The 22,030-nt window shown below is 38.7% G+C and carries 19 protein-coding genes; 7 read left to right on the forward strand and 12 right to left on the reverse strand.

Translation table 11 applies throughout. The annotated features are described in order from the left end of the window. Window positions 1-608: 608 nt before the first annotated feature. Window positions 609-1,844 carry an ABC transporter permease gene (locus E6C50_RS12595; protein ID WP_136403584.1) on the reverse strand — a complete coding sequence of 412 codons (1,236 nt, stop codon included), beginning with the start codon at window positions 1,842-1,844 and terminating at the stop codon, window positions 609-611. Between the two features lie 5 nt (window positions 1,845-1,849). On the opposite strand from E6C50_RS12595, the gene E6C50_RS12600 reads away from it, so the two are divergent. The 6 genes from E6C50_RS12600 (at window position 1,850) to E6C50_RS12625 (ending at window position 12,893) form a co-directional block, all read left to right on the forward strand. After that, window positions 1,850-3,106: an exo-beta-N-acetylmuramidase NamZ family protein gene (locus E6C50_RS12600; protein WP_136403585.1), complete on the forward strand. Its 1,257-nt coding sequence runs from the start codon at window positions 1,850-1,852 to the stop codon at window positions 3,104-3,106. A gap of 12 nt (window positions 3,107-3,118) precedes the next feature. Further along, complete coding sequence (locus E6C50_RS12605) at window positions 3,119-4,678, forward strand: histidine kinase (RefSeq protein ID WP_136403586.1); 1,560 nt, start codon at window positions 3,119-3,121, stop codon at window positions 4,676-4,678. Between the two features lie 108 nt (window positions 4,679-4,786). Then, on the forward strand, window positions 4,787-7,372 hold the full coding sequence (locus E6C50_RS12610; RefSeq protein ID WP_136403587.1) for a zinc-dependent metalloprotease: 2,586 nt from the start codon (window positions 4,787-4,789) through the stop codon (window positions 7,370-7,372). 15 nt (window positions 7,373-7,387) lie between these two features. Then, window positions 7,388-10,738, forward strand: coding sequence for a SusC/RagA family TonB-linked outer membrane protein (locus tag E6C50_RS12615; RefSeq protein ID WP_136403588.1), 3,351 nt, complete (start codon window positions 7,388-7,390; stop codon window positions 10,736-10,738). Window positions 10,739-10,748: 10 nt separating this feature from the next. Next, window positions 10,749-12,068 carry a RagB/SusD family nutrient uptake outer membrane protein gene (locus tag E6C50_RS12620; protein WP_136403589.1) on the forward strand — a complete coding sequence of 440 codons (1,320 nt, stop codon included), beginning with the start codon at window positions 10,749-10,751 and terminating at the stop codon, window positions 12,066-12,068. Window positions 12,069-12,128: 60 nt separating this feature from the next. After that, a complete protein-coding gene (locus tag E6C50_RS12625) occupies window positions 12,129-12,893 on the forward strand; it encodes a LytR/AlgR family response regulator transcription factor (RefSeq protein ID WP_136403590.1) in 765 nt (254 codons plus the stop codon). Between the two features lie 18 nt (window positions 12,894-12,911). Here the strand turns inward: E6C50_RS12625 and E6C50_RS12630 are convergent, their stop codons facing one another. Both E6C50_RS12630 and E6C50_RS12635 read right to left on the reverse strand, forming a co-directional pair. Continuing rightward, complete coding sequence (locus E6C50_RS12630; protein WP_168732815.1) at window positions 12,912-13,268, reverse strand: PH domain-containing protein; 357 nt, start codon at window positions 13,266-13,268, stop codon at window positions 12,912-12,914. Window positions 13,269-13,320: 52 nt separating this feature from the next. Continuing rightward, complete coding sequence (locus E6C50_RS12635) at window positions 13,321-13,815, reverse strand: YkgJ family cysteine cluster protein (protein WP_136403592.1); 495 nt, start codon at window positions 13,813-13,815, stop codon at window positions 13,321-13,323. Window positions 13,816-13,874: 59 nt separating this feature from the next. Here E6C50_RS12635 and E6C50_RS12640 point away from each other — a divergent pair, with 59 nt between their 5' ends. Next, entirely contained in the window at window positions 13,875-14,591 is a 717-nt protein-coding gene (locus E6C50_RS12640) for a class I SAM-dependent methyltransferase (RefSeq protein ID WP_136403593.1), read from the forward strand. Window positions 14,592-14,653: 62 nt separating this feature from the next. Here the strand turns inward: E6C50_RS12640 and E6C50_RS12645 are convergent, their stop codons facing one another. The 9 genes from E6C50_RS12645 to E6C50_RS12685 all read right to left on the reverse strand — a co-directional run bounded on the left by E6C50_RS12645 (window position 14,654) and on the right by E6C50_RS12685 (window position 21,809). Continuing rightward, window positions 14,654-15,061 (reverse strand): DUF2059 domain-containing protein, encoded by a 408-nt coding sequence (locus E6C50_RS12645; RefSeq protein WP_136403594.1) that lies wholly within the window; start codon window positions 15,059-15,061, stop codon window positions 14,654-14,656. Between the two features lie 39 nt (window positions 15,062-15,100). Next, window positions 15,101-15,733 carry a 7-carboxy-7-deazaguanine synthase QueE gene (locus E6C50_RS12650; protein ID WP_136403595.1) on the reverse strand — a complete coding sequence of 211 codons (633 nt, stop codon included), beginning with the start codon at window positions 15,731-15,733 and terminating at the stop codon, window positions 15,101-15,103. Window positions 15,734-15,895: 162 nt separating this feature from the next. Continuing rightward, window positions 15,896-17,554 (reverse strand): tetratricopeptide repeat protein, encoded by a 1,659-nt coding sequence (locus tag E6C50_RS12655; protein WP_136403596.1) that lies wholly within the window; start codon window positions 17,552-17,554, stop codon window positions 15,896-15,898. Window positions 17,555-17,592: 38 nt separating this feature from the next. After that, window positions 17,593-18,513, reverse strand: a complete 921-nt coding sequence (locus tag E6C50_RS12660) for a PstS family phosphate ABC transporter substrate-binding protein (protein WP_136403597.1) — start codon at window positions 18,511-18,513, stop codon at window positions 17,593-17,595. A gap of 99 nt (window positions 18,514-18,612) precedes the next feature. Then, window positions 18,613-18,837 (reverse strand): hypothetical protein, encoded by a 225-nt coding sequence (locus E6C50_RS12665; protein ID WP_136403598.1) that lies wholly within the window; start codon window positions 18,835-18,837, stop codon window positions 18,613-18,615. Between the two features lie 9 nt (window positions 18,838-18,846). Further along, window positions 18,847-19,671 (reverse strand): energy transducer TonB, encoded by an 825-nt coding sequence (locus tag E6C50_RS12670; RefSeq protein WP_136403599.1) that lies wholly within the window; start codon window positions 19,669-19,671, stop codon window positions 18,847-18,849. Window positions 19,672-19,702: 31 nt separating this feature from the next. Next, entirely contained in the window at window positions 19,703-20,257 is a 555-nt protein-coding gene (locus E6C50_RS12675) for an ExbD/TolR family protein (protein WP_136403600.1), read from the reverse strand. Window positions 20,258-20,277: 20 nt separating this feature from the next. Next, window positions 20,278-20,892, reverse strand: coding sequence for an ExbD/TolR family protein (locus E6C50_RS12680; RefSeq protein WP_136403601.1), 615 nt, complete (start codon window positions 20,890-20,892; stop codon window positions 20,278-20,280). Window positions 20,893-20,972: 80 nt separating this feature from the next. Continuing rightward, window positions 20,973-21,809, reverse strand: coding sequence for a MotA/TolQ/ExbB proton channel family protein (locus tag E6C50_RS12685; RefSeq protein ID WP_136403602.1), 837 nt, complete (start codon window positions 21,807-21,809; stop codon window positions 20,973-20,975). Between the last annotated feature and the right edge of the window lie 221 nt (window positions 21,810-22,030).

Raw genomic sequence — 22,030 nt, forward strand, 5'->3', positions numbered from 1 at the left:
GAAAAAATTTTCTTCACTTTTCTCACTCAATACCCTTAAGAACTTCCCTGTTTTGCGGGTGGCAAAGGTAAATCACTTTTTTATTTCTCGCAAATCTTTTTTGACTTTTTTTCTAACCTTAGTCATTCCCAATCTGCCGTACTCTACATTCAATGAACTCCCTTATTGCGGCTGCAAAACTAGAACCTTTTTCCGGTTTCGCAAACTTTATCATACCTTTTTTTAAATCTTTTTCTTAACAACCTCATTACAAAGACGTAACAACACCCGTTTTTTTTGATGGTCAGGGAACCCTTGTTCTCATTATCCGGTTTTACTGGCGTTTTTGCCTTTTTTATCACTCAAAAACAAGACCTGACCCGTTACAAAAAACTGTCAACTCATCCGAAATTAGTAGCAGCATACCTATATATAAGTGCGTCTTCTGAAAAATAATATCTGATCCGTTGTAAAAAATCGATTATCCGTAAATAAAAAAACTACCATTATATGATAGATAGCACTAAATCCGAGCCGAAAATTATTTTGATCTACATACTTTATATAATAAAACACCTGACAGGTTTCAAAAACCTGTCAGGTGTAAAAGGTGTTGCATTATTTCTTTTTTAGTCGAAACGAATCGCTTTAACCGGAGAGATCTTAGTAATAATATAGGACGGAATCAGCAAAACAAGTAAACAAACGACTATCGTCCCCAGGTTTAATGCTAAAATCGGAAGTACCTCTATAACCACCGGTGCTTCGGTAACATAATAATTCTCCGGATTTAATTTTACAATTCCAAAATATTTCTGAACCAACAACAATCCAATCCCGATTCCATTCCCCCAAAGCAGTCCTCTTATAATAAGGTATAGCGCATTGTATAAAAATATTTTTCGGATCATCCAGTTATCAGCCCCAATCGATTTTAGAATCCCGATCATTTGTGTACGCTCCAAAATAAGTACCAACAAAGCCACAACCATATTAATTGTCGCCACAACCACCATCACGATTAGTATGACTACTATATTAAAGTCGAACAATTTCAGCCACTCAAATATATTATAGTATTTCTCCTGAATCGTTATACTATTATAGGTAGGTGGAATTTCAGCGTAAATCGCCTCACCCTTTTCTTTTATCTTCGAAAAATCTTCAATAAAAACTTCAAACTCGCCCACTTGATCTTTACTCCATTTATTGATACGCTGAACATGTCGGATATCACCTATTATATAAGACGCATCAAACTCCTGAAATCCGGAATTATAAATCCCGACGATTTCGAAACGGCGCAGGTTGGGTAATTTATTCCCTTCCTCTTTCATAAAAAAGGTATTAAACTTATCCCCTAACTTTAATTGCAAACGATCCGCCAGGTATTTTGAAATGATCACTTCATTATTAAGCGCCCCTTTTAAATTTGGAATCCGACCGGCAACAATATACTCTTGAAGATCATTCCATCGAAAATCCTTACCAACACCTTTAAACACGATTCCTTCGAAAGCCGTCTCCGTTCGTATAATTCCAGCTTTGGACGCTGTAGCCTGTATATGACTGATACCGTCAATATTTTTAAACTTCGGATAAAACGACTGATGAATCGAAATAGGCTCCACACTTACCTCGGACTGATTATCATCGTAGTTGGTAATAATCACATGCCCATTAAAAGCCGCGATTTTCTGGCGTATTTTTTGCTGCAATCCAACGCCGGTCGCCACGGAAACAATCATCATAACGATTCCGATGGCAATAGCCGCAATTGCAATTTTTATTATTGGTGCAGATATACTACTTTTATAGTTTTTAGTAGTAATTAGGCGTTTTGCTATAAAATATTCTAATCTCAAAACTTATGGTATCAAATTCCGTTTTCAAAAATACAGTTTTATTCTTGGTTTTAGCGATAGTATCCTGCGGAAATTCTGCGATTAAGCACAAAGACCCGAAAACCTATCCAACAAACGAGGCTACAACTGCCAATCGGCCAAAGGAACCGATTCTTACCGGAGCCGATAATTTTGAAAAATACCAGTCACTTCTTAGCGGCAAGAAAATTGGCATTGTAACCAATCCGACCAGTATTGTCAACTACGACGGCGACAAACAAAAGTTAAGTAAGCCCCATCACCTTGTTGACTTCCTATTAAAAAACAAATTGGATGTTGTAAAAATATTTGCACCGGAACACGGTTTCCGCGGAACCGCCGATGCAGGAGAATTGATCAAAGACGGAAAAGACACGCAAACCGGTTTGCCGATCATCTCCTTATATGGTAACAATAAAAAGCCAAAACCGGAACAATTAAAGCAAATTGACGTCATGGTTTTTGACCTGCAAGATGTGGGCGCCCGATTTTACACCTATATCTCCTCCTTACATTATGTGATGGAAGCCTGTGCCGAAGAAAATATTCCTTTAATTGTCCTGGATCGTCCGAACCCGAACGGTAGTATTATTGATGGTCCGATATTGGAAAAAGAATTTACCAGCTTTGTGGGCATGCATCCGATTCCGGTTTTACATGGGATGACTATTGGGGAATATGCACGAATGATCAATGGCGAAAAATGGCTAAAAAACGGGGTGCAATCTCAGTTGGAAGTTATCGCCTGTACGAACTATAAACGAACTATGCCGTATAGTTTACCGGTAAAGCCCTCACCCAACCTTCCTAATGATCAATCCATCAACCTATATGCCAGTCTTTGTTTGTTTGAAGGCACCAATGTGAGTATGGGACGCGGTACCGACAAACAATTCCAGATTTATGGTTCTCCATTTCTGCCAAAATCCGATTTTAGTTTTACGCCCGGGCCGAATTTAGGTGCTAAAGATCCTGTACACAACGGTAAAGTGTGTTATGGCGAAGACTTATCCGGTATCCCAAAAGTGACCAACCTCCAGCTAAAATGGCTGATCAAAGCCTTTAGCGAAACTTCCGATAAAAAAGTATTCTTTAACAGCTTTTTTTCCAAACTGGCCGGAACGCAGAAATTGCAACAGCAAATCGAATCCGGATTGCCCGAAACAGCCATTCGGAAATCCTGGGAAAAAGGCCTGAATTCCTTTAAAAAAATGCGCACTGCCTACCTTATATATGAAGACTAATTTTTCAGATGCTTGAAATTCCCGATTAAAAATACCATTTCCCGTCGCACTTTCTTAATTACATCGCTTATTGTGATCGTAATTACGACGGTGGCTATTTTTATTTTAAGCAATCTGATAACCCAAATCACCGAAAAATCCAATGAAGAAATTGCCCAGCGTAGTTTTCTAAAAAAATACGAAGTCTTACAACAGGAATTCGGTCGCTTGCTGGAACAAAAGAAAAACGTACAGGAAGTCCTTAAAATAAGTAATGATCAAAACATAATCAACAACCTTACGGTACTCAATGCGATTCAGTTGAGCAATCCGGTTGTATTGTGCAACTGGTTTCAGATTAACAACGGTACGATTTACACCAACGATTCTGAAAAAGGTACTTTCCAAAAGCACCTGAATCTTTTGGTTGATCCTTCTGCTAAAGAAGAAAACTCCAGTATACTTTTAAAACAGGGCGATACCTTAATATGGCGCAACTATTTTAAAATTAAAAAAGACGACGCCACGACCATCCGTTATGGTTATGATATTGATTTAAAAAAATTACATGACTATTTTGCATTAATCGACGGTAATGCGCCAAACTATGCGTTTGTTTTCGACCAAAACGGAACCTGTATCTTCCACCCGGAAGCAGAAAAAAACGGTAAAAACATTTTTGATTTTACCAGTCTGAATCCTTCGGATACGCTTATCACGAACAAATCCGGATTCAATGAAACCGTCGCTTTATCGGAATACCTGCAACTGGATGTAATCCGGTTTGTAAAGCCTTTAAAACTGGAAGGTATCAACTGGTATGTGTGTATCAACTTCCCGAAAATGATCGCCGATGAAAATGTAAACAAAGTCAAACAACATGCCTCGGCCATATATTTGATTACTACATTTATTCTGGTTTTTATCTTTTACCTTTTTAATCGTGCCAACCGAAAAGAATATCTGGAAAAAGAAGCCCTGGTTGCTGATAAAAACAAGCTGCTTCTGGAAAACGAAAAGGTTCACAAAGAAAATGCATTGATTCAGTTGCAACAACTCAAGGAACAAATCAATCCGCATTTTCTGTTCAATACGCTCAACTCCTTATATATGTTAATTGACGTTGACGCGCCAAAGGCTAAAAAATTTACTTTAAACCTGTCGAAAATATACCGTTATCTGATTGACCCGCCACAGGAAAACATTGTCCCTTTGAGCGATGAACTTTCTTTTATCGAACAATACATCTTTTTACAGATGACCCGTTTTAATCAGGAATTACAATTTTCGATTGAAATTGAGGACGATTCGGGGCTAATCAAAAACATTCCGTATTTATCGTTACAGATTTGTATTGAAAATGTAATTAAACACAATTTGGCCACCATAGAATCGCCTTTAAAATCACGCATTATTGTTAAAAAAGACGCTGTATTTATTATCAATAATTTACAAAAAAAGACCAGTACCGAACAAAGTAATAATTTTGGCTTAAAATACTTACAAAGTATCTATAATTATTATTCTAAAAAAGACTTCAAAACCTTTGAAGAAAATGGAGAATTTATTTGCATTCTACCACTAATTGAGTAAGAATAAGTCATTCACTCCCAAATTAGAGCCACTCACTCCGTTTTGTTTTTATATCGTCACAGGAACTTCTAAATTTCGAGACAATTATTTAACCAAAACTTAACATAAATGAAAAAAAAGACACTCATATCAAGCACAAAATATGTATTGGTATTGTTGTTTTTATTGAGTAATGTTACTGCATTTTCCCAGAAAAAGAAACAAAAAGAAACAAAAACAGAAACTACTAAAGACACGATTGCAAAAACCAAAGGTTATGCTGAATTACTAAAAAAAGGATCCTTGAAAAAGGGGCTTTTTAACGTTATTCAGGTAAAGACCGACATTTATTTCGAAATCCCCGACAGTTTGATGGGAAGGGAATTCCTCGTTGTAAATAAACTGTCACAGGTTCCGATGCAGGTAAATGAGGCCGGATTAAACAAAGGAATGAATTACGAAAACAAAGTAATTTCATTCTATAAAGATACTGTTGCTAAAAAGGTATGGGTAAAATCGTCACTTCCTAAAGTTTCCTCTCCGGAAACTGATGCCATTACGGCATCGGTAAAGGATAACTTTTCCGAATCAATCATTGAAGTTTTTGATATCGAAACCAAAAACAGTGATTCCACCTCGGTAGTGATCAAAGTAAACAAAGTATTCGACGGAAAACAAAAAAGCTTTAACGATGTACTAAGTAACATCGGATTTGGCGGATCGGTCAAATCGGATCTGTCGTATATCGAAGCTGTTAAAACCTTTCCGGGTAATATTGTTGTAAAATCGCAATTAACGACCTCTGTAAGTGAAGGCGGACCTGCTTTATCCGTAACTTTAGGGGTGACTAGCAATATTGTTTTGTTGGATAAAGTCCCGATGAAGCCCCGTTTCCTGGATAAGCGAATCGGGTACTTTACCGAAAAACACTGGTATTTTAATGACAACCAGCATGCGATGGTTGAGAAAGAATTAATTACGAGATGGCGATTGGAGCCGAAAAAAGAAGATGAAGCGCGTTATTTAAAAGGGGAGTTAGTAGAACCTAAAAAACCAATTGTATACTATATCGATCCGTCCACTCCAAAACAGTGGCGTCAATATATTATAGACGGTGTTCATGACTGGCAGGCCGCTTTTGAGAGAGCCGGATTTAAAAATGCCGTAATAGCCAAAGAACCAACGGAAAGCGATACGGATTTTGACATTGATGACGTTCGTTATTCTGTTATCACGTATGCGGCTTCCCCAAAAGCGAATGCCATGGGACCATCGGTTGTGGATCCTAGAAGTGGTGAGATTATTGAAGCCGACATTATCTGGTGGCACAATGTAATGACTTCATTACACAGCTGGATGCGAATTCAAACGGGACCAATTGATCCGAAAGCCAGAGGAAACAAATTCAGCGACACTCATATGGGAGAAGCAATTCGTTTTGTATCCTCCCACGAAGTGGGACACACGTTTGGCTTAAAACACAATATGGGTGCTTCGTTTGCTTTTGAAGTGGATTCATTGCGTTCGAAAGTCTTTACCGAAAAAATGGGAGGAACCGCTCCGTCGATCATGGATTATGCCCGTTACAATTATGTGGCACAACCGGAAGACGGTGTAACGGCAATCACCCCGAAAATTGGTGAATATGACAAATATGCAATTGAATGGGGGTATCGTTGGTATCCGAATGAGTCAGAGGAAAAGACAAAGCTAAGTGCTTTGATTGGCAAGCATCAGAACGATCCGATGTATTTCTACGGAGAGCAACAGGATGGTGGTGCAATTATCGATCCGCGTTCACAGTCCGAAGATTTAGGGAACGATGCAGTTAAAGCAAGCGAATATGGATTGAAAAACCTGAAACGCGTTGTAGACAATATTTTAACCTGGACGTATGAAAAGGATGCTTCCTATTATGAAACCGGAAAACTGTATATCGGAACAATCGGTCAATGGCAATTATACAACCGTCATGTTTTAAACAATATCGGAGGTGTATACCTGAACACTACCGTTCACGGTGATCACAAATCCAGTTATGTTCCGGTTTCGGCTACGATGCAACGTAAAGCAACCGATTATTTGCTTCGAAATGTGATTACAATTCCGCAATGGTTGTTTTTTAACCCGATCCTTGACAAAACCAATCCGTTAAAAGATTCTCCAGTGGGTCCCTACGAATACACACCGTACACCCTTTCGAGAGAATTACAATATGGCATACTATACGATTTGTTTAGTGACGAGCGTTTACTTCGCATGATCGAGAACGAACTTTACCAGCGAAATGGCGCAAAAGACAAATTGTTTACGGTTAGTGATCTCTTTAAACGTGTTCATCAACAGGTATTCAGTGGTACAATTCAGAACAAATCGTTGTCGATTTTGGAACGTATGACACAGAAAAATTATGTAGATGTATTGATCGTTTCGACCAATAAATTATTTGAAAAGACAGATGCTAAAAAATTAATGTTTACCAAAACGCTGAACATGCCAATGCTTTGCAATCATGTTCATGAAGACCAGATGATACGCAACATTAATCAATCATCATTAAAAAGAGTTACCGAAGTAACCTCTGAAAAGAAAGGCGAACTAAACAAGGTATTACAACTTTTAAAACTAAAGAAAAACACCGGAAATCTGGAAACCCGAAACCACTATTCGGATTTAATCAATCGAATTGAAAAAGCACTAAACAATCCTCTATAAACTAACAATTCAAAAATGAAAAGACTATTAATTTTAATGACACTCCTCCTCTCCCTTGCGGGATATTCCCAAGAGAGCAGGACGATTACAGGAAAGGTAATCGATGCACAGGACAAATTACCTATGCCTGGTGTTTCGATTTATGTAGAAAATAAATCGATAGCCACCAAAACCGGTCAAAGCGGAATTATTGAAAGTACCGGCGTGGGTACGGTAACCGACATGGACGGTAATTTTAAACTGGAAATCACCAAAGATGTAAAAAGCCTGCGCGTTAGTTTTATAGGTTATGAATCCTACCTGATCGATTTGACTTCACAAAGCCACTATACTGTTAATCTGAAGTCCGATTTGAATCAATTACAGGAAGTAGTTGTAACTGGTTACCAAAAAATTGAAAAGCGTAAGCTAACCGCTGCTTTGGTAAAAGTAGACATGGAGAATATCCAACAAGCTGGTGTAGCCAGCGTCGACCAACTTTTAATAGGTCAGGTTGCCGGTGTAGCCATAACACCAGGTAACGGAGCACCGGGAGGCGCTGCAAAAATCCGAATCAGGGGAACGGCCTCACTATCCGGTCCTCAGGATCCGCTATGGGTATTGGACGGACTTCCATTGGAAGGAAACGATGCTCCAAAATTTAATGACAAAGAGAATATTGATCAATTAAATAATTTTTCAATTGCCGGTTTAAATCCGGATGATATTAAAGACATTACCATCCTAAAAGATGCTGCCGCTACTGCCATATATGGAGCGCGTGCTGCTAACGGAGTAATTGTAATTACAACCAAAAAAGGTAGAAAAGGACGTATGGCTGTTAATTTTACTGCCAATACATTCGTAACACAAAAGCCTGATTTTTCAAAGTTAAACCTGATGGATGCCAACCAAAAGGTTGATTTCGAACTCGGTTTGGCCAGTCGTCCGGAATTAACATACCGCGATGATAAAGGTGCTATTTCACGTATTTTGAACACCAGTGGTGAGCTAGGTGCCTACCGTGCCGGTGGTTTTTCGGCACTGACACCGGCAACACAGCAGGCGATCAATGCGTTACGTGCCAACCAAACCAACTGGGGTGATTTATTATACCGTACAGCTGTGAACCAACAATATGGATTGAGCTTATCTGGTGGTGGTGAAAAATCGGATTACTATTTTTCATTAGGGTATTACGACGAAAAAGGAGCCACTATCGGAACCGGATTCGAACGTTATAACATTACCTTGAAAAACAATTATGAAGTATCGGATAAATTAAAAGTAGGCGTTGGCCTTTTCGGAACGCAGAGTAAAAACACCTCGTATATTTCCGATACAGATGCTTTTACCAACCCGGGAAATTATTCAAGAAATGCCAACCCGTATTTGTCACCATTGGATGCCGACGGTAACTATGTGTACGACAAAGATATTCAGGGTTATTCGGATCGTTATGTACCGTTTAACTTTTTGGAGGAGCGCAACAACACCTCCTATCAGTTAAAAACCAGAGCGTTAAAAGCGATTTTCGATTTGGAATACAAGGTAACCAACGATTTAAAGTTAACCTCTCAAATCGGTTTACAAATGGACAATTCCGACACCGAAAAATATGCGGGTAAGGAAACGTATTTCACCCGTAAGGAGCGCGAAAAAACCAGACGTTTTAAAAACGGAGGCTTTTATTATTTCCTTCCGGATGGTGGAATCATCCAGAATTGGGACACTGATTTTTTCCAGTATAATATCAAAACACAATTGACCTATAATAAAACACTTGGTGAGAAACACGAACTGGATCTTTTGATAGGTAACGAATTACGAAGAACATACAATACGAGTATCTATTCAAGAGGCTATGGTTACAACCGCCAAACCGGAACAACATCACAAATTCTGTTCCCGGATCAGTCAACAGCGGATGAAGCGCAGTACAAAACGTATGGTAGAAACCACAACGAAAATGCCTTTGCATCGTTTTATGCTACCGCATCCTATACCTACGACAGAAAATATACTATTTTCGGAAGTGTACGTTATGATGGTTCCGACTTATTTGGTGTAGATCCGAAATATAAATATTTACCATTATGGTCTATTTCGGGATCATGGTTGGCTTCGGAAGAAAGCTTCCTGAAAGACAATGTACCGACGATCAGCAACCTTCGTTTTAGAGGTTCTTATGGTCTACAAGGGAATATCGACAAAAACACCTCTCCGTTTGTAGTAGGAAACTACGGAAATGTGAGTATTCTTCCGGGACAAACGGAACAAACTATTGTCGTAACGAGCCCGCCAAACAGTAAATTACGTTGGGAAAAAACTGAAAACGTAAACGTTGGTTTCGATTTAGGCGTATTGAAAAACCGTATTAGTGTAGCCGCCGATCTGTATGGACGTAAGAGTACCGACCTTTTAGGCGTACGTGCTTTACCACTTGAAAGCGGTTTCGAATATACCAATATGAACTGGGCTCAGGTTACCAATAAAGGTTATGAGATCTCATTAACCACAAAAAATATTGACAACCAGAATTTCAAATGGACGACCAATTTCAATTTAGCACACAACAAAAGTAATATCGACCGTATCCAAGTACGTGCCAACAGTTACTTACCATCCGGTGAAGGTTACCCGGTGAATGCCGTATTTGCCTTGAAAACCGCAGGAATCGACGCTAATGGTTACCCTCAGTTTGTAGGTAGCGACGGACAAGTGGTGAGTGCTGTAGAGTTCTTCCAGTTATACGATCCGTATGCCGATATTATACCAGGTGAATTAGCGCAATCCCGTTTAACCGAGAATGCCGATAAATTCAGAAGTTTATTTTCCTATGTGGGTGATCGTGATCCAAAATATACCGGAGGTTTGATCAACACGTTTAAAATTAAAAACTTTGATGTAACGGTTTCGGCGGCATTTAACTTAAAACAAACGGTAGTAAAAACACCTCCCTACAACGGAACACAGCTTGACAGAGGTCAGAACTATACTACTGATGTCCTGAACGCCTGGTCACCAACCAATACCGGTTCGAATTTACCGGGTATCGTTGGAAAAGGAGATCCGTTTACCGACAACTCCTGGATGGCTTACCAATGGTTTTCAAGCGGTAATCCGGTGAACACGTACGCGTTATTGGATACCTGGGTGGAAGAAATGAGTTATATGCGAATCAGCAGTATCCGTTTGGGGTATTCCCTACCGAAAACGGTTACGGATAAAATGAATATTCAGAATATACGTTTTAGTGTAGAAGGAAGAAACCTATTTGTGATCAGTTCGGACTACAAAGGTTATTTCGATCCGGAAACATTTGGTAACATCTATGCACAACCTATCCCTAGATCGGTAACATTAGGGTTAAACGTAACTTTTTAAAATTAAGATCATGAAAAAACTATCAAAATATATCATTCTGGCTGTAGCGGCAATCGGAATGACAGGTTGTGATGATTATCTGGATATCAAACCGGAAGGAAAAGTAATTCCGGAAACACTTCAGGATTTCAGAGCGGTTATGACTCGTGCTTACGGCGTATACCCACAACACAAATCACTGACGACTTTACGTGGTGACGAATTGAACTTAAACGAGTTTGACGATCAGTTAACGTATATCAAAGATATTTATATCTGGAAAGATGCGAATCCCGACCCGGCTACGACAAGTTTCCAATGGGGACAATTGTATAATGCTGTTTTCTATACCAATGTTGTGATCAACGATGGTAGTTCTAAAATTCCGGCATCCGATGAAAAAAATCAACTATTAGGAGAAGCTCATGCTTTAAGAGCCCTTACCTATTTTGATCTGGTAAATCTTTTTGGCAAACCGTATAATAATACCACATCCGGTTCTGATCGCGGTGTTCCATTGGCATTACAGGTAGATTTGGAACAGGATTTTATTCCGGAAAGCGTAGCGAATGTTTACAATCAGATTTTATCGGATATTGAACAGGCAAAAGGTTTATTAAACCAGCCCACACAAGCGACCGGGTTAAACTATCGTTTTTCGAAAGCGGCTATTTATGCATTGGAAGCGCGTGTACGTTTGTACCGTAACGAATGGCAAAATGCTTTGGATGCAGCCAATACGGCACTGACCTATAAAAACCAGTTGGTTGATTTGAACACCACTGCTGTTCTTCCAAACAAATACAACACAGTTGAATCGGTTATGGCGTTGGAAGATAATTTTATCAACTCACTAAAAAATGCCTCATTTGCATCAGCCGATTTGATTGGAGCCTTTAATCAAACCGGTGATTTACGTTTCCCGTTATATTTTCAGGCATCAGGCAGTCGTTTCCGATTCCTTAAAGGTGGTGAACAAGAACAGAAATGTACCTTCAGAACGGCAGAACTTTATCTGATTAAGGCGGAAGCACTTGTAAAATCAGGTGATTTGTCACAAGCGAAAGCAACCCTACTGACATTGGCGCAGAAACGTTATACACCGGCTGCTTATACCGCATTGGAAACACAGGTTAATGCGATGGCAGCAGATGCTTTTACCAGCTTCCTGTATGAAGAAAGAAGACGGGAATTTACCGTTGAAGGTCACAGATGGTTCGACCTTCGAAGAGTAAACCAGAAACAGATTATACACCAGCTGGATGGAGAGAATTATACCCTGGTTCAAAACGATCCAAGGTATACTATTCCGTATCCGAAAAACGCACAGTTAAATAATCCGAATTTATAATTTCAAGAGGTCCCGGCAATAAACCGGGACTTTTTTTTACTTTTACATAAAAAAGTAAAAATGAAGATTGCTATTGTTGAGGATGAACACCTTGCCTCCGGTTATCTGAAAGCCATTTTAGAACGACAGGAGATCCTTTCGATATCAGACATTACCATTCTCCCCTCCGTAAAAGAGGCCATTGCTTTTTTTAAGGAAAACACCGTTGACCTTGTCTTTATGGATATCCATTTAGGCGACGGTAAAAGTCTTGACATCTTTGAGACGATTTCCATTTCCAGCCCGATCATCTTCGTTACCGCTTATGATGCCTATGCGATCAAAGTGTTTAAACATTTTACGATCGACTATCTCCTTAAACCTTTTGAAGAGGAAGAATTACTGGAAGCCCTTTCCAAATACAAAAAAATAAAAAGTGCTTTCGATATCAACCAAACCGTACAATCGTTGGCAACTATCGAAGATAAAAGTACCGATCCGTATCAAAAACGCTTTCTGGTAAATCATGGTTATCGCTTTATCTCGATCAACGATTCCGATATCAGTTCATTTATGGGCTCTGGAAAACACCTGTTTATTTTTACAACAAACGGGACAAGTTTTTTATATGATGACACGATCAAGGATATTATCGGCAAATTAAATCCGGAGTTTTTCTTTAAAGTAAACCGGAAATATATCTTACACCGTTCGGCGATTAAAGAAGTTATCCGTCATTCCAGTCAAAAAGTGGAAATTGTAGTCGATGCTACCATCAAAGACAGTGCCCCGATATTGGTTAGCAAAAACGAAATCAATGCTTTTAAAAAGTGGTTGGATCAATAAAGATGAATCCTACTCCAATTAAAGTACAACCTGAATATCCGGATTGATTTTCAGTAGTTGATTTAAAAAAGCATCTCTTTCCTCTGGTGAAATGATCACACTTTTCTTGCCCTGATATTTAATTTCGATACGATCGGTTATCGAATTGGCCGGTGCACTCAGTATACTATCGGTTTTAGATACCGAAACAATATCGGAAATCGCAATTTTTATATGTACCAAAAATCCCGATCGTACCACTAAAGTCGTATCCGTAATTGTATATTTGGTCTGACGCATCAGATATGCTATAAAAAGGCCTACCAGCAAAAGTATCAGTAAGCCGGGCCATGCTCCTTTTGAAATAAAAACTATACCGGGTATCAGCAGTGACATACTCAGTATTAATATAATTCCGGAATCTATTTTCGATCGGTAGACATTCATGTTATAAAGGTAGTTTTTTTTTCATTTCCTCCACTATAGTATAAGCAGCCGGACATATGGCCACATTTTTTAGTGTCAGATTGGCAATTTGCTGGAATTTTTTTCGATCTGTATGCGGGAATTCCCGGCACGCTTTTGGCCGGACATCATAAATCATACAATAATTCTCATGATCCAGAAATGTACAGGGCACACTTTGCAATACATAATCATTGTCTTCATCAATACGCAGGTACTTTTCGATAAACTGTTGCGGCTTTAATCGGAAGTGTTTTGCAATCCGCTCCACATCAGCCAAGGTAAACAAAGGCCCGGTCGTTTTACAGCAATTGGCGCATTTCAGACAATCCGTTTTGCGGAATTCAGCATCGTGCAAATCCTGCATCACATAGTCCAGATTTTTGGGCGGCTTCTTTTTCAGCTTATCGAAATACTTTTTGTTTTCGTTATGCTTATCTTTGGCAAGCTTAGGTAGATTTTTTATAACATTGTCCATATCGGAGATCATTCACCTGGCAAATAAACAAATAACCGTTATAAGATACAAACTAAATAATGAAAGACCTTATTGGAAAAGCCATCCTGGATTATCAGACAAAGAATGCGCCGGAAGATATTATTACCGAAACATCGCTGACAGAAGCCGACAGTATGTCTGTGGCTTATTTATTCCGCGGTTATGAGGACATGCCCGGCATTGAACAAAAAGCATTACAGTTGGCCAAAGGAAAAATATTGGATGTAGGTTGTGGCGCCGGAAGTCATAGTTTGTACTTACAGGAAAAAGGATTGGACATCACGGCAATCGACATATCTGAAAATGCGGTGGAAGCTTGTCGGTTGAGAGGTTTACAAAACGTAACGGTACAGGACGTGATGACATTATCGGATACCATCCAATACGACACTATTTTATTATTGATGAACGGTACCGGTTTATGCGGTAAACTCAATCGCGTGGCTGGTTTTTTACAAAAATTAAAGTCACTTTTAACGCCAAACGGACAAATCCTGATCGATAGTTCCGATATCATTTATATGTTTGACGAAGATGAAGATGGAGGCAAATGGATTCCATCGAACATGGAATATTATGGCGAACTGGTTTTCCAGGTGCGCTATAAAGGCCAACAAGAGGATGCTTTTGACTGGGTTTATATCGATTACAACACCTTGCAAAATGCGGCGCATGCTAATGGCTTACAATGCGAACTGGTCAAAGAAGGAGAACATTATGACTATCTCGCCCGACTGACACATCTTAAACTATAACATAAAAAAGAGCCCGGATATGGGCTCTTTCTTGTTTTATACAGGAATAAAAAATACCGTTATTATTGCATGTATTTCATCATCATACCTTGTAGTGAACTTCCCCACTCCTGACTAGCAGCCATGTTTTTCTCTGCGATTACACCAGCTTTATCAGTCATTTTTTTACCTACCGGTGTTTCATAAAATTTCAAGATTTGCTTGATATCGTCATGAGAATACTCTTCCATATATACCTTAGCGATTTTATCGTATAAAGACGGTAAAGAAGCATCAAACTCAACCAGGAAAGCAGCTTGCTTTTCTTTTGGAATCATTTTCAGGATCTGGTCTTTAGCCAATTTCATCTGACTAGCCGATCCGGTTACTTCAATTACCTTTAATACGTCTTTTTTGAAGGCCTCATTAGTCTGTGCCATACCGATTTGCGCTGCAAGTACCAAGGCAAATGTTAAAACTATTTTTTTCATCGTTTTTTAATTAATAATAGAGGATAAATATAATCCTTTTTATGGAATATTCAAATATTTATGCGTTTGCAGCGAAACCCTCCATTTTGGATTATTCATAACATAATCGACAATCAAAGGCGTCATTTCTTCCTTTTTACTCCACTCCGGTTGCAGGAATAATATAGCCTTGTCGTTTACTTTGGCTGCCTGTTCTTCGGCAAATAAAAAGTCGTGTTTATTATGAATAATCACCTTTAATTCATGCGCCTGCGCATATACATCTTCCTGAGGCAATTTTGTCTTTTTTGGAGACAAACAAATCCAATCCCAGGTTCCGGATAGCGGATAGGCTCCCGAAGTCTCAATATGAACTCTAAGATCCTGCTCTTTTAATTTCGCCGTTAACGGTTCCATATTCCAGGTTAACGGTTCTCCACCGGTAATCACAACGGTTTCGGCATATTTTTTAGCATTGGCTACAATCCGATCCGTTTCGGTTGGCGGATGCAATTCGGCATTCCAGCTTTCTTTTACATCGCACCAGTGGCATCCTACGTCACAACCGCCTATTCGGATAAAATAAGCCGCCGTTCCGGTGTGATATCCTTCCCCCTGAATGGTGTAAAATTCCTCCATTAAAGGCAACATCTCGCCTTTTTCTACCGCTAATTGAATTTCTTTTTTCAGCATTTTTTTCTAAAATAGTCTGCAAAGATACGGATTTTGCTTTTTTATCGCTGTAAAACATAAAAAGCTTATTCAGAATTAACTAAAGTTTATCAGTTGGTCAAAACACAAAATAAAAAGCCGATGAAAATTCATCGGCTTCTCTACTATACCAAACGGTTGTTATTACAATTTTTTCAACGTATCAGTAGCATATTTGTTACCTGGTTCCAATACTAATAACTCCTTAAGGTTTTCTATAGCTTTGGCTTTTTCACCATTGTTAGCATAGTAGGCTCCCACATACGTATAGGCTTCGATCAGGTTGTTTTTCGCTTTTTCCGTTTCACCTTTTTCTTTTACAATCTTAACATATTGCTCGTACGATGAAACCATTACTTTTTTAGATTCCGGCGTATCCATCACACGGTTAACTTTCGCTTTGTATAAGTGTGCATCCTGAGTTGTTGGCGAAGCTGCAATTACATTTGTAAAGGCTGCATCTGCTTTTACCAACTCGTCTTTTGGCGATGTTTTCTCATCATAATCAAAGTATAGTGCATATCCTAAATAGAAATTATCATACAGGTAGTTTTTCGATTTTTGGTTTTTAACCGCCACTTCAAAGATTTTCCCGGCTTCTCTATAGAATTTCTCTTTGAAAAGTTTTAATCCGATTTCGTTTAACTCTGTTGCGATGATCGGATCTTTTTCAACCGCTTTGTTAAGCTCTTCAATTCCCTGATCGTACATTCCTTTTTCATATTTTCCATCTGCACCTTTAGACAAAGCAATTTTAGCCAAACCTAAATACAGGTAATCTCTGGCGATAATTTTCTTCGCTTCCACTTTAGAAATATACTCATTTAAGGCTTTCACACTTTCCTGGTGGTTTCCATTTTCGTGAGCCGAGTATCCTAAATAACGTAAGATTCTAGGGTTTACCTTGTCAAGCTGTTGCATTTTTTTAGCCTCTGCTTCCAAAGCTTTGTAATCTTTAGCCAAAATCAGGAAGTCAGCGTGACGCATACGAGACTCTAACGAATAATCGGTTAAACTCATATATTTTTCGTAGTACTCCAATGCTTTTTTCACATAAGCATTATAGTTTGATGTTTCACTTGCGCCCCAGTGGTAGTACGTTTCCGCTAATTCTCTGTAAACCGGACCATAATTAGGGTTGGTTGCCACGATTTCGTTGAATGATTTTACCGCTTCCGGGAATGCTTTTGCATTTTTAGTGATAACCGCCAGTTTGATTTTAGCCATCAACAACGAATTGTCGTAGTCATAGGCATTACGATACGCACTATACGCTTCGTTGGTGTTACGTTCTCCGTAATACGCATCACCCAGACTTAAATACGCCTGTGCCGATTTCGGATCAACAACTAAAACTTTTTTCAGGTTTTCGATTGCTTTTTTATAATCGGGTCTTTCCGATTTTGTATAGGCTCTACCGATTAATAAAAATTCTTCGGTATCTTTCTTTTTAATATCTTTTGTTGCTTTGGCAAAATTGGCTTCCGCCCCAAAACCATCACCGTTATCCAGGTTAATTTCTCCTAGTCCGATGTAGTTGATTGCTCCTTTATCTTTGGCTGCGATACCTTTTTCAAAGAAGATTTTAGCCGAGTCGGTCGCTTGTTCGTTAAGATATAAATCTCCAAGATAGAAAAAGTTTCTACCATTATTTGGATCCGACGCTACTAACGATTTTAATATCTTTTTCGCTTTTTCATACTGCTCTGCATCAACTGCTTTTTTCGCCTGCTCCAAATCCTGTGCAAAAGTGGCTGTACCAATCACAGACAGTAACAAACTAAAAACTTTTACATTCTTCATTTTTATAGTCTTATTTATTATTATTTGGTTTTCTAAATTTAATTACGCACCTGAATCTCCCTTGTTGGCATGATTGCCGGTACCAATCCGGATTTCAGCATAATGCGTTGGCCTTTCTGTCCTGCAACAAAAGAGGCAAACCCCATGCCTAAACCGGTTGTTCCCTGAAAATTTAACATATATAGTTTTCGGGTAATCGGGTAATCTCCGGTTGCAATGTTGTTTTGTGTTGGTTTAAAGAACTTATTATTCTTAAGTTTATTGTTATTTACCCCTAAAACTTTAACATTTAAAACGGCATTTTGTAGTTCCCGTGGCGTTTGTAACAACCAGTTCACACCTACAACCCCAATTGCATCGGTATGGTCGGCGATATAATTGAGTAATTCTCCGTTTGATTTTAGTGAGAAAACACCATTTGCCGGCAATTCTTTTACTCCTGCAAATTCTTTTAGCGTTCGAACCGTACTGGAATTGGCATTATCAAACACCAGGTTTTTGATTTTTGTGGATTTTTTCCCCATCATCACCGACACAATTTCCTCAGTTGTAATGGTAGAATCGGCTTGCTTGGCATTTACGATAAAAGCCACGGCATCGGTTCCGATTTCGGTAATACGGGGAATAATTTGTTTGCTTCTGAAATTTTTCAATTCCAGCGAATCCAATGTTCGGGGTAAAACGACGATCTGAGATGTCTGCTGGTAAATGGATTGTAGTATTTCGGTCTCCGTTTTTTGTTCCAGCGTTAATTTGGCCCGATCGTATTCATTTTGAAAAAGTGTCGCTTCGTCATCAACAATCGGGAAGATGGTTTCTTCAACCAGAACCGTAGCTTTACCGGACACCGGAGTTTCTTCGACATTCTCGGTCGCAGCTTCTGTTTTTTTACATCCTATCTGAATCGCAAGCATGCCAATCCCGAAAAGCAATCCCAATCTAAAAATATTCTTTTTCATAAAGAAAATCAACTCAATTTCGAATAATGTTTAGATACAAAGTTAGTCCTTTTTTACAAGTACCGAAATCGAAGTTGCTAAATTAAAGTTATAATTTACTTAATTATCATCCTGTTGTAGTAGCCTTACAAAACGAATCGCAGCATAAACAATCAGTATCACGGCTAATATAACCCTATTCCTGTACGGTAGCTCCACCGGCATCGATTTCCAGATGATCAATGTTGCAGCCATAAAAAGATACAAACACAGGAAGACAAGTCCTAAAACAAACAGAAATCGCTGTTTAGGCGATTTCTGTCTAAAATTTTGATATATATTCATAGAAAATTATTATTCTCCTACCTGAATAGTAATTGGTAAGTTATACGCTACACGAACCGCTCTACCGTTCTGAACTCCCGGTTTCCACTTAGGAGCGTTTTGTAACATACGAATTGCTTCTTTACCCATTCCGTATCCCGGATCTCTAAGAACTTTAATATCGGTTAAGCTACCGTCTTTTTCTACTACGAAACCAACAATAACACGCAATACTTTCACTCCTTCGTCTACCTCCGGTGATCTAAAGTTTTTCTGAACGTATTTGTTGAATCCGGCCATACCTCCTGGGAATTCCGGCGCCACTTCTACGGCCATATATACTTTATTCGGATTATCTTCAACGATATCAGAACCTTTTGGTCCTTCTCCGGATGGTTTATCGATATTGATATCCCCGGCTTCTTTATCCCCTTTGATATTCTTTTGTCCAGGGTCGGCCGTTTCCAGGTCTTTTACCGTTGGCGGATCTTCATCACGAACCAATTTTTTATCCACAACCTTTGGTGGTGGGAATTTCACCTGATCGTTAATCGATTTTGGTGGTTCCGGTGGCGGTGGTGGTAATACCGGTTCATCTTTTGGTGGTGGTGGCAATAAAGCCGTCTCGATCACCTTGTCCAGCTTCTCCTCTTTTTTGCTACTAAGTGTATCGGAAAGATATCTTGTAACCAAAGGAGCGCTAACCGCAGAACCGAACAACAGAATTCCGATAGCCAGAGCTCTTGTTGTGGTTTTAGGGTTTTCTGAACGTAACTGATAGGCACCGTAAGCCTTGTTTCGGCCTTCGAAAACCATATCAATCCACCCTTTTTTAAATATGTTTAATCTTGACATAATTTCGTTTTTTAAAATTAGCTCAAAGGAATTAATTCATTCCTTCTTTGTCTAACATTTTAAGTTCATCCGGTGTAATATCCACAATTGCATAAGTCGGAACCGAAGTAATTGCCATTTCATCCAAAATATCCACTAAGTTTTTATAGTTGGATTTTTCTGTTGGTTTGATTACCACAATTAATCCTTTTTTCGGATCCGTTCCGTAGATCGCTTTTACTTTCTGGATCTGATCTAAAATCACCTTACGAATTCCTTCTTTTCCAAAAGCAGCTGCAGTTGGACCTTCAAGAGGCGAACCTGGCTGACCTTTAAACCATAAGATCTTATTGTCTTTTCCGATCAAAATCGTTAACGAACGATCATCAGGAACTGTTAATTCAACATTATCCTTTTTATCTGGATCTTTATCCGGCATTGCCAAATTCATTGACTGAGGTTTTGACAACGAAGTCGTTAACATAAAGAAAGTAATCAATAAGAATGCCAAATCCACCATCGCTGTCAAATCGACACCGGCGTTTTGTTTTTTACTTCTTACTTTCTTGCCTTTACCGCCGCCGTCGCCTGTATTTAATTCTGCCATTTCTACAGTTTCTTTTTAAATTAAAAATCTTCGCTTCTCAAACCGGTAACCAGGAAAAACCTGTTTACTTTTTGTTTCTGTAGAATATCGATTACCCTTTTTACGGTTGGATATTCTTCTTTCGCATCTCCTTTGATAGCAATCTTAAGCTCGGCATTGTTTAACTCTTTCGTAGCTAAACGGGCTGCAAGTAACCACTCTCTTAATTGATTGTCGGTCGAATCATACGGAATACCTGGCTGAAGACCTTCTTTATTACGCTCTTCTCCGGTTAAAGCCAATAATTGCTTTAAACCACCAACCGGTACACCAAAACCATCTACAAGTGAAAATTTCTTTTTCTCTTCGTCAGTAAAATTCACATTGTATTTTTCACCTATCTTTTCCAAAGTCAGAATTCTGATATCCTTACCTACTACACCGAAGAATACTTTTTCCTTACCTACGGTGATGGTTGCCAAATCGGAATCCGGCAATTTCGTTTGTACCGTAGAAGCAGGCGTATCTACCGGAAGTGGCTCAGGAAGCTTTGCTGTAGATGTCATTACAAAGAAAGACAAGAGTAGGAACGCCACGTCACACATCGCGGTCATGTCGATCCTAGTACTCTTCTTTTTCATTTTTGCTTTAGCCATTCTCTATTAGAATTATAATTGCAGTCAAAACAATTGACCTTTTAACTGCAACTGATTATTAAATTAACTCTTTTACTCAATTATGCGTTGTTACGCGCTTTGAAACGTCTGTAAGTTTGCGTGATTGCAAAACCAGCCTCGTCGATAGAGTAAGTTAATTTATCAATCTTAGATGTAAAGATGTTGTAAGAGATAATTGCTAAAGTAGACGTACCGATACCAGTAGCCGTGTTGATAAGTGCTTCAGAGATACCTGTTGCTAATGCCGCCTGATCCGGTGCACCTGCTGCAGCTAATCCAGAGAACGCTTTAATCATACCCGATACCGTTCCTAACAGACCCATTAACGTACCGATAGATACTAGAGTCGCGATAATTGTTAAGTTTTTCTCTAACATTGGCATTTCCAATGAAGTAGCTTCTTCGATTTCTTTTTGGATAGTCTCAGTAGCTTTTTCACTGTCAAATCCTTCTTTTTTAACCTCTTGGTATTTAGTTAAACCAGCTCTAACTACGTTAGCAACTGAACCTTTTTGTGTATCACACTCAGCGATAGCTTCTTCGATTTTACCCTGGTTGATTAACCCTTGTACATTTTTAACGAAAGCTTCAACATTTCCTTTACCAGCTGCTTTAGAGATAACGAAGAAACGCTCGATTGAAAATACTACAGTCATCAAAAACAATCCCATTAACACTGGAACGATGTACCCTCCTTTAAAAACCATTCCTAGATAGTTTCCTGGTAGTGGATGACCATTCGGATCACCGTTAACAAAGTTAGATGGATGACCCATTACGAATTTCCAAATCAAAATTCCGATTACAACACAGATTACGATAGCGAAACCTGCAAATAAACTTGATCCGTTAGAGCTAGCTCCCTTCCCAACATTTTCGTTAGATACTTTTGTCATTTTTTTTTAATTTTTAGTTTTTTGATTTTATTATAACTACCTTCTTACAAAATGAATATTTTCGCCTTATAAGATTCGCAAATTTATGTTTTTAGAGTAAATAAAAAAATAAAAAGCATTTTTTTTCGGCACGTACAACAAATTATTTAACAATGAGTATACTTTTCTTTTTAAATTCCCAAACAACTATTAACATAACTTTAAATTAATAACGCTTTATT

This window comes from Flavobacterium supellecticarium, from assembly GCF_004801375.1.
In the GTDB taxonomy this organism is placed as follows: domain Bacteria; phylum Bacteroidota; class Bacteroidia; order Flavobacteriales; family Flavobacteriaceae; genus Flavobacterium; species Flavobacterium supellecticarium.

What these genes read in the sequence shown, in the direction of transcription:
- E6C50_RS12640 (WP_136403593.1), top strand. Translation starts at nt 13,875, where the DNA reads ATGAAAGACCTTATTGGAAAAGCCATCCTGGATTATCAGACAAAGAAT.
- E6C50_RS12635 (WP_136403592.1), bottom strand. Translation starts at nt 13,815, where the DNA reads ATGGACAATGTTATAAAAAATCTACCTAAGCTTGCCAAAGATAAGCAT.
- E6C50_RS12670 (WP_136403599.1), bottom strand. Translation starts at nt 19,671, where the DNA reads ATGTCAAGATTAAACATATTTAAAAAAGGGTGGATTGATATGGTTTTC.
- E6C50_RS12650 (WP_136403595.1), bottom strand. Translation starts at nt 15,733, where the DNA reads ATGCTGAAAAAAGAAATTCAATTAGCGGTAGAAAAAGGCGAGATGTTG.
- E6C50_RS12620 (WP_136403589.1), top strand. Translation starts at nt 10,749, where the DNA reads ATGAAAAAACTATCAAAATATATCATTCTGGCTGTAGCGGCAATCGGA.
- E6C50_RS12615 (WP_136403588.1), top strand. Translation starts at nt 7,388, where the DNA reads ATGAAAAGACTATTAATTTTAATGACACTCCTCCTCTCCCTTGCGGGA.
- E6C50_RS12675 (WP_136403600.1), bottom strand. Translation starts at nt 20,257, where the DNA reads ATGGCAGAATTAAATACAGGCGACGGCGGCGGTAAAGGCAAGAAAGTA.
- E6C50_RS12665 (WP_136403598.1), bottom strand. Translation starts at nt 18,837, where the DNA reads ATGAATATATATCAAAATTTTAGACAGAAATCGCCTAAACAGCGATTT.
- E6C50_RS12600 (WP_136403585.1), top strand. Translation starts at nt 1,850, where the DNA reads ATGGTATCAAATTCCGTTTTCAAAAATACAGTTTTATTCTTGGTTTTA.
- E6C50_RS12630 (WP_168732815.1), bottom strand. Translation starts at nt 13,268, where the DNA reads ATGTCACTGCTGATACCCGGTATAGTTTTTATTTCAAAAGGAGCATGG.
- E6C50_RS12685 (WP_136403602.1), bottom strand. Translation starts at nt 21,809, where the DNA reads ATGACAAAAGTATCTAACGAAAATGTTGGGAAGGGAGCTAGCTCTAAC.
- E6C50_RS12660 (WP_136403597.1), bottom strand. Translation starts at nt 18,513, where the DNA reads ATGAAAAAGAATATTTTTAGATTGGGATTGCTTTTCGGGATTGGCATG.
- E6C50_RS12610 (WP_136403587.1), top strand. Translation starts at nt 4,787, where the DNA reads ATGAAAAAAAAGACACTCATATCAAGCACAAAATATGTATTGGTATTG.
- E6C50_RS12655 (WP_136403596.1), bottom strand. Translation starts at nt 17,554, where the DNA reads ATGAAGAATGTAAAAGTTTTTAGTTTGTTACTGTCTGTGATTGGTACA.
- E6C50_RS12680 (WP_136403601.1), bottom strand. Translation starts at nt 20,892, where the DNA reads ATGGCTAAAGCAAAAATGAAAAAGAAGAGTACTAGGATCGACATGACC.
- E6C50_RS12625 (WP_136403590.1), top strand. Translation starts at nt 12,129, where the DNA reads ATGAAGATTGCTATTGTTGAGGATGAACACCTTGCCTCCGGTTATCTG.
- E6C50_RS12645 (WP_136403594.1), bottom strand. Translation starts at nt 15,061, where the DNA reads ATGAAAAAAATAGTTTTAACATTTGCCTTGGTACTTGCAGCGCAAATC.